General features: G+C 35.1%; 8 protein-coding genes. 2 read left to right on the plus strand and 6 right to left on the minus strand.

The features are described from left to right. Window positions 1-9: 9 nt before the first annotated feature. Both Q0951_RS02150 and Q0951_RS02155 read right to left on the minus strand, forming a co-directional pair. Window positions 10-1482 carry an SUMF1/EgtB/PvdO family nonheme iron enzyme gene (locus Q0951_RS02150; RefSeq protein ID WP_299333671.1) on the minus strand — a complete coding sequence of 491 codons (1473 nt, stop codon included), beginning with the start codon at window positions 1480-1482 and terminating at the stop codon, window positions 10-12. Between the two features lie 161 nt (window positions 1483-1643). Further along, window positions 1644-5657: an ATP-binding protein gene (locus tag Q0951_RS02155; RefSeq protein ID WP_299333674.1), complete on the minus strand. Its 4014-nt coding sequence runs from the start codon at window positions 5655-5657 to the stop codon at window positions 1644-1646. 153 nt (window positions 5658-5810) lie between these two features. On the opposite strand from Q0951_RS02155, the gene Q0951_RS02160 reads away from it, so the two are divergent. Further along, on the plus strand, window positions 5811-6740 hold the full coding sequence (locus tag Q0951_RS02160) for an isoaspartyl peptidase/L-asparaginase family protein (RefSeq protein ID WP_299333677.1): 930 nt from the start codon (window positions 5811-5813) through the stop codon (window positions 6738-6740). Here Q0951_RS02160 and Q0951_RS02165 read toward each other — a convergent pair whose 3' ends face one another. Genes Q0951_RS02165 through Q0951_RS02175 form a run of 3 tightly spaced genes read right to left on the minus strand, consistent with a single transcriptional unit; the run spans window position 6741 to window position 9082 of the window. Then, on the minus strand, window positions 6741-7853 hold the full coding sequence (locus Q0951_RS02165) for an HTTM domain-containing protein (RefSeq protein WP_299333679.1): 1113 nt from the start codon (window positions 7851-7853) through the stop codon (window positions 6741-6743). Next, complete coding sequence (locus Q0951_RS02170; RefSeq protein ID WP_299333682.1) at window positions 7835-8176, minus strand: hypothetical protein; 342 nt, start codon at window positions 8174-8176, stop codon at window positions 7835-7837. The genes Q0951_RS02165 and Q0951_RS02170 overlap by 19 nt, the downstream gene beginning before the upstream one ends. 42 nt (window positions 8177-8218) lie before the next feature. Beyond that, entirely contained in the window at window positions 8219-9082 is an 864-nt protein-coding gene (locus tag Q0951_RS02175; protein WP_299333685.1) for a cyanophycinase, read from the minus strand. Window positions 9083-9179: 97 nt separating this feature from the next. On the opposite strand from Q0951_RS02175, the gene cphA reads away from it, so the two are divergent. Further along, window positions 9180-11819 carry a cyanophycin synthetase gene (cphA, locus tag Q0951_RS02180; protein ID WP_299333688.1) on the plus strand — a complete coding sequence of 880 codons (2640 nt, stop codon included), beginning with the start codon at window positions 9180-9182 and terminating at the stop codon, window positions 11817-11819. A 61-nt stretch (window positions 11820-11880) separates the two neighbouring features. On the opposite strand, the gene Q0951_RS02185 is transcribed toward cphA, so the two are convergent. After that, a complete protein-coding gene (locus Q0951_RS02185; RefSeq protein WP_299333691.1) occupies window positions 11881-12153 on the minus strand; it encodes a hypothetical protein in 273 nt (90 codons plus the stop codon). Window positions 12154-12313 lie beyond the last annotated feature (160 nt).

Raw genomic sequence — 12313 nt, forward strand, 5'->3', positions numbered from 1 at the left:
AGACATTTTTTAATCTGCTGTACGAACACCACGTCCTCCAATATAGTTTTGTCTTACATTAACGCCTCCACCAAATCCACCACCTCTAGTTCTATCAGCTATAAGCAATAAATTGGCATCATCAATCCAACTCCCTCCTCTAATGGCATAAATCAATAAATTAACAAATGTTCCAGGACCATAATCACCTATAATGCCATTACCGTGGATTCCTTGATATCCTCTTTCATTTGGTGAGCCCACAGATATAACCCGTTCTGCTAAATTGCCCGACAATTCCATAACTCCATAATAACTTGCTCCTGCTTTTTCTCTTGTTCCGGTTGTGCCATAAGAGAACATGCCACAGCGAACTGGTCGCGGATACAAAGTGTTGGTTAAATTATAATTTGCTCTTCCTAGATTTGCGGCAGATCCTGAACTTATGTATTCAAGGCCTGTGTCGGGTGACCAAAGATTGTAAGGGGTATCAAGAATAAACTCTGTTCCCCAGGCATACACTCCTGCTACAGGCGTACCTGGACCTCTGGCTACTTTTTCATATTCTAATTCTGTCATAGGGCGCAATGCAGCCCAATGCAAGTATCCAGTAACATCAGTGCCTGATAAAAAACTACAAGCTCTATCAGGAGTTAAAGTTGTCATTTCGTTACCTGGACCATCCCATGCAATGGTATTGCCATCAACCTCATCGTCGGTATCCTTACCATAATTATTTGTAATGTCCCTATCTTCCTGTTGCTCAATGTTTAGTGTGTTAAAAAATGCAGCATATTGTTCTTCGGATATTTCATATTTCATACAATAAAAAGCATTATAGCCTTTTGGAAAAGCATCAGGAACAGGACCTAGCCCGTCACCTGCATAAGAACTATTGTTATCGTAATTAAGCTGTGAAAAACTGGTATTGCCAATCGCTATCTCTGCTTCTGATGCAACTAAATATTCACTGTAGGCTGTATTGCCTTTTTTAAAAGCATCTGTTTCAGGTCCTGAGCCACCATTACCTATATAAAAAGCGCCTTGTGGCACGTAGACCATTTCTATGGCAAAAACCTTTACCTCTATGACATCGTTTATGGTAACACCATCGGTTTGATAATTCCAGGCTAATTGAGCATTGTCTATTATTGTATTACCACTTCCCACGTCAGATTTGTAAAAGAAAGCTCCTTTACCATCACTACTCACATCAAATACGGCTATGGAACTCCAGACATCGGTATTTGTAGGATCTAAGGTGGCATGTAGCCAGGGTCCTCCATTGGCTCTATATTTTACAAAGACCCAAGCAGCATCCCAATTACTTGGCCCTGTATCTAAACGCCAGGAATGATTCCAGCTAATATCACACTGAACATGTACCCAACCTTCAGATTCATTAAAGTTTTCAAGGCTTACATCGTTTACGGATATACCACTGGCATATATAGTTTCTATAGCTATGAGACTACAAAGCAATAATATTAATTTTCGTGACATAATTATTTTGGGTTTAAAACTGTTTTACAAGAATTCAAAACTATAAACCGGTACTAATATGAAGAGGGAGTATTTTGTCAAAAGCAAGGAGTATTTTGTCAAGATGAAGAAAAATGACAAGTAGTATTTGTTCAAAATACAAATAAGAATATGAAAATCAGTTAATTACGAAATTCAGAAGGGCTTTGTTCAAATGCTTCTTTAAAAGTCTTACTAAACCAATTAGGATCGTTAAATCCTATCGCATAAGCAATTTCTGAAATGGATAAATCTGTAGTTTTTAATAATTCTTTTCCTTTTTCGAGACGTACTTTTCGAATAAAAATTGCAGTACTAGAATTTGATATAGCTTTCAGTTTTCGGTACAATTGCGAATCGCTCATCGCCAAGGTTTTTGCTAATTGTGTTGCATTAAATGACGAGTCTTCAATATGTTCGTGGATAATTGCAATGACCTTATTCAAAAATACCATATTCTTATCGGGTACTTCTTGAGCGGTTCTATTTTTAATGTTATCAATTGCGTATGATTTTTGTAAACGTTCACGCTTTGAAATTAGCATTTGCATACGCAATAGTAATTCTTGTTTTTCAAATGGTTTGGTCAAATAAGCATCTGCACCACTGAATATGCCTTCCATTTTATCATCATGTGTAGCTTTTGAAGTGAGCATGATAATTGGAATATGATTAGTGGTCAACTGCGATTGGAGTTTTTGAGTCAATTCAAATCCGTCCATTACAGGCATCATGACATCAGTTATGATGATATCTGGAATGAGTTGTTGTGCCTTTCCAAAACCCTCTAAGCCATTTTTAGCAAAAGATACTGAATACTGAGGCTGAAGGCAGGATGCGATATAGCGAGCCATATCTCTATTATCTTCTACAATAAGTACAGAGTTGGTATCCTCTTGTGTAATGACATCGTCTGTTTCAGGAACAAAAGCACTACTGGTTTTAATATGGTGTTCTAAAAACTCAAGAGAGGTTTGTTCAGCAGAATTTGTGATAGGAAGCTTAATAGTGAAGGTGGTTCCTTTATTAACTTTAGATGTTACAGTAATTGTTCCATTTAATACATTTACTAATTCTTTAGTGAGTGCTAAACCAATACCAGTGCCTTGTGATACTTTATGACCTTGATTTTCTACCTGAAAAAAGCGATCAAAAATGTGAGGCAACTCTTCCTCAGAAATACCAACACCTTGATCTTCTATACTAATGAAAGCTGTATCTTTTTCTCTTTTCAGATGAATAGTGATAGTAGAGTTTTCCGAAGAGAATTTAATAGCGTTTGAAATGAGGTTTGAAATGATCTGACGTATTTTTTCAACATCAAAATCCATGAGCAATGCCTCTTCTTCTGATTCAAATTTTAGAGCTATGGATTTTTCATTTGTGATACCAGAGAAACTATTAATTAAATGTTTAACATAATTTACTATGTCATTTTGAATCATATTAATTGATAAACTCCCTTGTTCCAGTTTTGTAAGGTCTAACATTTGATTGACCAAATTCAGGAGATTATTACTGTTCTGTTCAATGGTTTGAAGCGACGTATTAATATCATCTTTATTAGAAAAACGTTCTTTTAAATTTCCGAGATATCCTAGAATTATAGTAAGCGGTGTTCTAAATTCGTGAGTGATATTAGTAATTAAACGAGATTTTAAATCATCTAAATCTTTGAGACGTTTTGATTCTTGCCCAGCAATTTGACGCTGCAAACTAATGGTATAAAACGCATAGACAATAGCAAGAAACAGAAGCAGGTAAATAAAATATGCCAAGTTACTTTTGTACCATGGTGGTATCACATTAATATCTAATTCTAAAGGTGGTTTCTGCCATAAGTTGTGTCTTGATTTACCTTGAATTTTTATGGTATGTCTACCTTTAGGTAAATCCAATAATGGAATTTCTCTTGAATCTGTTAAATTATTCCAATCGGTATTATTTAACGAATACACAAACTGATTATTTTTAGTTGGACGTAAATCTAAATCTGAAAAGGAGATATAGCATGGGAAATCTGTGTGATTGAGAGTGATTTCATCAGTTTTGGTAATACTCTGTTTAATTATCTCATAATTTATTGCTGGATTTACGACTCGATCTTTTATCCTTAACGATGTAAATGTGAGGTTTCCAGCTAAATCGAGTTGCGGTACTTTTCTTGGATTGAAAATATTGAATCCGTTAATTCCACCAACATAAATTTCATTGGTGTCTTGATTGTAAAAATGTGCACCAAGGTTAAATTCTGAACTTTGTACTCCATCACTTTGGTTATAGTTGGTAAATTGTTCAGTAATTTTATTAAATCTAAAAAGTCCACTGTTTGTTGTGAGCCATAAATCATTATCCTTATCTTCAGTAATGCTATAGACAAAAGTATTTGTAAGTCCGTCTTCTTTGCCATAACGGGTAAACGTTTCATCTTTTGAATTAAATTTATTAAAACCATCTTGTGTTGCCACCCATAAGACTTTATTAGCGTCATGCCATGTGTGCAACGTTGTATTACTGCTCAAACTTGTTGAATCGTTTTTGTCGTGAAAGTAACTTGTGAACTTGGGTTTTTGGTAATTAGAAGCTTCAAACTGTAGTTTATTTAAACCATCCTCAGAAGTAATCCAATAATTTAAATCCTTGTCTTGTGACATATTGTATGTGAAATCAGAACTAATGGAATGGGTATTAGTTTTATAGTGTTCAAAAGTTATGATGTTGTTCTTTATATCACCTGTAAATCGATTAACACCACCTCCATAAGTCATAATCCAGACAGTTCCTTTATGGTCAATAAATACACCACGAGTTGCATCAGAACTTAATGATTTAGGATTATTACTATCATGATAAAAGCTTATGACTTTTGGAGACTTAGGGTTAAAGTTATTAAGATCAATTATTGAAGCTCCTTTTATAGTACCTATCCATAAATAATTATTTTTGTCAACACTCATGCTTCTAATAACATTAAATGCTAAGGCCTGCTTAGTATTTTCTTTGGTAATGTATGTAACTTCACCATTAGGTTCAATACAATTGATGCCTTTTCGTGTACCAACAAAAAGGTAATCATCTTTTTTAGCGAATGATAAAATAAAGGCATTATTAAGTGCAATAGAGGACGTAGTATTAATATTTTTAAAAACAGGTTCGGTCAAGGTTACAACATCAAGATTATTGGTGCCAATCCAAAGTAAATTTCCATCAGTAAAGGTGTCATAAACACGATTAGAAGTTATAGAATTACTGTCGCTTTGTTCACCTTTATAGCTAACGATTTTCTGGAATTCAAGGTTGTCTTCATTAAAATAGTTTGCAACAAAAAGGCCATCATAGGTGCCAATGTAAAACGTATCATTGTGGATATTGATGGACGAAATATATAAACTTTCATATCTCTCATTTTTTTCTTCTAATAGTATTTTAGAAAGTTGTTTTTTGTTAGTGTTAAAGACAAATAAACCATTTGAAGTGCCTAACCAAATATTATCATTATACACAAAAAGCGTGTTAATACTCCGAACGGAATTATCTAGTTCAATTTCAGTGAATGTTATGTGATCGCTCAAAACACTTCTAGAGATAAATAGGCGTCCATCTTGTGTGCTTACGTACAAAATATCATTTTGAACAAAAGTCTTGTTAAACTTCAACTTTTCACCATTGATTTCAGTAATTTTTCGATAAGAATAATTCTCTCCTTTCTTATCAAAAACAACAATGCTTTCGTTTAATATAGTTGCTATGATAGTTCCCGTTGAAGTCTTGAATAAGCTGCTGCAATTTCCTGTCCTAATGGCTGTTGATTTAAAGCTATTAATCTGAGAATCATAAATAGAAATGCCATTGTCATTGGTGCCAATCCAAATGTTACCATCATTATCTTCTGTAAGTGTATTTATAAAATTACCAGAGATGGTTAAGCTGTCTTTTTTTTGATTTTTGTATACTGTAAATGAAGTGCCATCAAATCTGTTTAAACCATCTTGTGTACCCAGCCATAGAAAACCGTTGGAATCTTTTAATATGGTTCTTACAGTTTCTTGAGACAATCCATCATCCAGTCCATAATGATAAAAGGTGAAGTTTTGGGCCTCAATAAATGCAAGTCTTAAAACTATAACTAAAATTAAAAGAAAATAGTTACGCCTCATGAAATGATTTGATGGTTAGTTTTAATTAAAAATACAATATAATTCTTTTCTGTAAAAGAAAGACTTTGTGCTTAAGTCATAACTTTTATTAATTGTAACGGCTTTCCAATGAAAATTCAAAAATGTATTTTTGAATTTTAAAAATCAAGAATAATGAAAAAATTCTCAATTGCCATTCATGGAGGTGCAGGAACCTTAGTTAAAGGTTTGATGACTTCAGAATTAGAAGCACAGTATAAAAACGCATTAAAACAAGCGTTACATTTAGGATATGAGCTTTTAAGAACAGGTGGAAGTGCTGTAGATGCTGTAGAAATAGCGGTAAAATCTCTGGAAGATACTCCTTTGTTCAATGCAGGAAAAGGTTCTGTATTCACTGCTGAAGGCACTCATGAAATGGATGCCAGTATTATGGACGGACAAACATTAAATGCAGGATCTGTCTCGCTGGTTACTGGAATTAAAAATCCAATAGCTCTGGCAAGAGATGTGATGGATAAAAGTTATCATGTGTTCTTAGCTGGTGAAGGTGCTATGCAATTTGCTAAAGGGCAAGGTTATACGATTGAATCTCCTGAGTATTTTTATGATGAGGTGCGTTATCAGCAATGGCAAGGGATAAAAGACAGCGAAACGTTTCAGTTAGACCATAGTGTGAAAAAAGATGGGAAGTTTGGAACTGTAGGTGCTGTAGCTTGTGATCAGGATGGAAATGTTGCTGCAGCGACATCCACAGGAGGCATGACCAATAAAAAATGGGGTCGCGTAGGTGATAGTCCTATGGTAGGTGCTGGAAATTATGCGAATAATAAAACCTGTGCTGTAAGTTGCACTGGAAGTGGAGAGTTTTTCATTCGAGGTGTAGTAGCTTACGATGTGTCGTGTTTAATAGAGCATAAAGGGATGACTTTACAAGAGGCTTCAGAAGAAGTCATCCACAAACGTATTCTCGATATTAAAGGTGATGGAGGGCTAATTGCTGTTGATGCTCAAGGTCATATTGCGATGCCTTTTAATACGGAAGGGATGTATCGTGCTTGTAAAACTTCAGAAGGTGAAGAAATCATTGCGATTTATAAATAGTTATTTAGTCTTCAATTTAGACCATCTAACACGAAAAAAATAAAAGATCATACTCCAAATGAAAATGGCATTAACTACAAATAGTGCTGTTCTATGATTGTAAAGAATGATATAGATCACGATATCTATAAACATTAAAAGCATAAAGAAATTAGGCGTGTAGAGTAAAATATCTTTTAAGGCATTGTGATTATACAAGGTTTTATCTTCAGTTTTTAAACTAAGCCAGTGAGGGTTTTTAGCTGGCATCTGAGTCCAGATTTGTTTTTTGTCAAAATCTAATAGATTAAAAAAACGTTTTAATGTATTTGAACGTTTTGCGTTGTAATGAATATGTAATTTTGTCTTCGGAATGCTTAAAAAAGCCAATAGAATTATGGCAAGTGATTCTATAAAATGTCCAAACCTAAAAGCAGTAAGTGTGAATAATGTGGTATGGAATATAATAATGAACCAAAGCGTTAAATTTCGTGTTCTTTTAAATAAAATTAAAACAGCAATTGCAAACTCGGTAAGCATAGCGATATAGGACAATAATTTTGCTAAGACCAAATCTGGTAAAAATTGAGCCACATATAGATAGACAGGGTTCTCTCTGGCATCTCCAAGCCAGGTATCCATAAATGCACCAGACCACCAATCGGGTTCTAGAAATTTGTTGATTGAAGCACCAAGATAGACCAGACTTATTTGTAAAAACAAAAGATAAGGCGGTTCTCTATCATTGGTTAATCCTGCCAGAAATAATGCACATGCACAAATAACCACATGATTAAAGAATAAAGGGATGGAAGCCAATACGCTCAACAAGACCACACTACCAGTAACAATACTTGCGGTTCTTACTTTAATGTTAAAAAGCAAAGCAAACGCACCTAGCACATATAAAGATCTCAAAATGTATTTAAAGACATTTGGATACTCGTTGAAGATATCCAAAGCAGGAATAAATGGAATAAATGGATCGTCTATTTTGAAAAAGATATGGTGTACTGTGAGTAAAATGACAGTTAATTTGCACATCAATAAAACATTAGGATGCATTTTAGTGCCTTCAAACTGAAACAATCGCGATATGAATTTTATACTGTTATTCATCGCTGATATGTCCATTCTTTTTCTTCATGACCATTGGTAGCATATTTTACAACAACAGTTGCGTTATCATCTTTACCATAAGTACTTTCATACTGAGATATGATTAAGAAAATATTGTCAATAGAGCGTTGTTCCCAGCCTCTCATTTTATAGTTGTAACGTGCTTCAGCTTCTTGTTGAGATAATGTTTTTCCGTCTATAGTAACAAAAGTTTCAAATAGAGTATGACTGTCATAAGGCGCCCAACAAAAAAAGCGTTCAGGAATAAAACGAGCATAGATAATAGATCCTACTTGGAGCAAGAGAAATAATATTCCTATGTAAAACCTAGTCTTCATAAGATTGAAATCTAAAAGAAATTGACTTGGTTGTCAAAAAAATTAGATAAAAGGAGCTTCAATAGGAAGAACAGTAACTTTTCTGTTTTTGATGTCGTATTGATCACCATTAGACAACACATGAACTGTTAGATTAGCCATGGTCATTGGTGTGCCTTCTGGCAAAACCTTTTCGTTATTATGTGTGAGTTTACTTCCGTCGAAAACAATAATCATTCCTGAGCCAATTACAGTACAATCATTACCATTTTTAATGATAATACCTGTGTCTTCTGCAAGACCAAATCCGATTAAATTAGGATGTTTCGCAATCGCTTCACTTTGTCTTCCAAAACGTCCTCTTCTGATAAAATGAGTATCGATAACTAAGTTTGGAATTAGACCAAGTCCTTTATACATCACAACGGCACCTTTTACAAATGCTTCCGATGCACTTCCTCCAGCAATCATTTCGTCAGACATGGCCATAGCACCAGCGCTAGTTCCGGCAATCACAAATCCTTCTTCGTTCTGGTAGCGATCCTTTAGTATGTTATGAATGGTAGTGCCTCCAATCTTATCAGTGATTTTTGATTGATCTCCTCCGGAAAACATGATACAATTTGCAGATTTAACCGTAGCAATAGCCTCTTCTTTTTCAGAATCTTCTTTGGTCTTTATATCAAGAATAGTCACATTTTTACAGCCTAAAGTAGAAAAAGCTTCTAAATAATTTTCACCAACTTCTTCAGGAATACTCGATGCAGTAGGTATAACTACAATTTTTGCATTGGTACCTCCCGCTTCTTTTACAACATGATATAAAATGCCTTCTTCAATAAACTCTAGGGTGTATTGCTCATGATCTTCTATACCTTTATCTTCATTTCCACCAATAGGGATTAATGTGCCTTTTGCCATCTGCATAAATTTCAATCTAAATTTTGAATCTTGGGCAAAAATAAGCTAAATTTTCTATTGAAAATGTCTATATTTATAATCTTTCACCTAAAAAATCAACCAAATGGAAATACGCAGTATAAATGCAATGCGAGGGCCTAACTACTGGTCTGTTAGACGACACAAATTAATTGTAATGGTTTTGGATCTTCAGGAGATGGAAGAACGACCATCAAACAAAGTAGATGGGTTTTATGATCGCCTCAAAACTATGTTTCCTGGAATGTATGAACATCGCTGTTCTGTAGGTGAGCCTGGCGGATTTTTTCAACGTGTTGATGAAGGTACATGGATGGGACATATCATTGAACATATTGCTTTAGAGATACAAACACTCGCTGGAATGGATGTAGGTTTTGGAAGAACCAGAGGTTATGGAGAAGAAGGGGTTTACAATGTGGTTTTTGCTTACATGGAGGAATCTGTTGGACGCTATGCTGCAAAAGCCTCAGTGAGAATATGTGAAGCCTTAATTAGCGGTGAAGATTATGATTTGTCTGATGATATTCAGGAAATGCGGGAACTTCGTGAAGCTGACCGTTTAGGTCCAAGTACTGGATCTATTGTTGCTGAAGCTGAAGCACGAGGAATTCCTTGGATTAGATTAAATAAATACTCGCTGTGTCAATTGGGTTATGGTGCAAATCAAAAACGAATTCAAGCTACGGTTACAAGTGAAACGAGTAGTATAGGTGTTGAATTGGCTTGTGATAAAGAAGATACCAAATACCTATTAGAACAAGCTGAAGTAGAAGTTCCTAAAGGGGATATTATTCGTCGGGAACGCAGCTTGGAAGAGGCCTGTCGCTATGTTGGCTATCCGTTGGTGATAAAACCAATTGATGGTAATCATGGTCGCGGCATCACTGTAGATATACAAAATTACGATGATGCGCTTGTGGCTTTCAAACATGCTAAAGACAGTTCTCGCAGTGGTGCTATTATCGTAGAAAAATTTATCACTGGCGATGATTACAGATTATTGGTCATCAATAATAAATTGGTCGCTGCTGCTATCAGAACACCTGCTCATGTTATTGGTGATGGTACATCAACAGTACAAGAATTGATTGATGAGGTCAATAAGGATCCGAGACGTGGTTATGGTCATGAAAAAGTACTGACTCAAATCACCACTAATGAACTTACAAAAACGATCATAAAAGATGCAGGCTATACGTTAGATTCAGTACTTCCTGATGGAGAACGACTCGTTTTAAAAGATACAGCTAATCTAAGTACTGGAGGAACTGCTGAGGATGTTACAGATATTGTCCATCCTGCAAATGTATCCATGGCTGAACGAATTTCAAAGATCATCGATCTAGATATCTGCGGAATAGATATTATGACCACTGATATTACCAAACCTCTATCAGAAACAGGAGGTGCAGTTTTAGAGGTTAATGCTGGTCCTGGTTTTAGAATGCACTTGGCACCAACTACAGGATTACCCCGAAATGTTGCAGCACCAGTAATAGATAAATTATTTCCACAAAAAGGTGACACAGGACGAATTCCTATTGTTGCCATTACTGGAACGAACGGAAAAACAACAACGTCAAGACTCGTATCACACATTGCAAAAATGAAAGGTTATCGTGTAGGTTATACGACTAGTGATGGTGTGTATATTCAGAATAGATTATTGATGACAGGCGATTGTACTGGTCCTTCCAGTGCAGAATTTGTACTTAAAGATCCAACGGTCAACTTTGCAGTTTTAGAATGTGCCAGAGGAGGTTTACTTCGAGCAGGTTTAGGATTTAAAAAGTGTGATGTGGCTATTGTTACTAATGTTGCAGCAGATCATTTAGGTCTAAAAGGCATTCATACGGTTGAACAATTAGCTAAAGTGAAAGGTGTTGTTCCTGAAACGGTACTACCAGATGGATACGCCATCTTAAATGCAGATGATGATCTTGTGTATGATATGCGTAGAAGTGTAGACTGTAATGTTGCCCTATTTTCTATGGATGAAAATAACCCAAGGGTTAAAGCGCTCCAGCGACTTCATGGAATTACTGCTGTTTACGAAAATGGTTATGTCACTATTTGCAGAGGGGAATGGAAAATGAGAATCATGAGAGCTGAGGAGATTCCATTAACTTACGGTGGAAAAGCAAAATTCATGATTCAAAATGTACTGGCAGCTGTATTAGCAACCCATGTTCAAGGCATTAGTATTGAAGATATGAAAGCTGGTTTAGAAACCTTTATTCCATCTGCATCACAAACACCTGGACGATTGAACTTATTTGAATTTAATGACTTCAATATCCTATTGGATTATGCGCATAATCCAGCTGGAATGCGTGCTTTACAGAAATTTACAGATGAGTTAGAAGCGACAGTTAAAGTTGGAATTATTGCAGGAATAGGTGATAGACGAGTAGAGGATAACAACGAAATGGGAGCTATTGCTGCAGAGATGTTTGATGAGATTATCATTCGTCAGGATAAACGTCTGAGAGGAAAAACTGAAGAAGAATTGATAAAGATGTTAGATGATGGTATTAAGATGAAAGACCCTAACAAGAAAACAACAATTATTCCTTCGGAAAAAGAAGCCATCACTTACGCTGTGAAAAATGCTGTAAAAGGATCTCTGATTATATTGTGTAGTGATGTGATACCAGATGCACTTGATCTTGTAAAGCAATTTAAAGAACAGGAAGCTAGAGGTGAATTAAGTTTATCGTAGTTTGATTGAGATATAAAAAATCCGAAACGTTAGTTTCGGATTTTTATTTATGTGTTGTCGATTAACAAAGTTTAATCGTTTTTACTTTAATCTGTAAACTTTTTCTGTAAGCTTTAATGCTAATGATCTCAGAACTTTTCTTTCTGTTGATCTTTAATAATTGAGCTTTTGCTGCAGAATTAGAAGTAGTTTCCTTTTTAATGTTTTGAGTTTCTGTTGTCTTTTCGATTACAGTTTCAACAGTATCATTATTTTTGATATCCACATTGGTGTCCTGACCTACTGATAGTAGAGGTAACATTGTAAAGGCTAATATTGTTAATACTTTTTTCATAATCGTCGAGGGATTTTGTTTTAAACTCAGTTCAAAGAAACACAACTTATAAAGTGATTATGAATATATTAGACAAAACGGATGATTATTAGATAAGATGAAGTTGTTCGTAAAAAACATCGATGAAATGCACAAAATCGGCTCGCAGCCCAATAAAAAC

The organism is uncultured Psychroserpens sp. (assembly GCF_947501425.1).
Taxonomy (GTDB): Bacteria; Bacteroidota; Bacteroidia; order Flavobacteriales; family Flavobacteriaceae; genus Psychroserpens.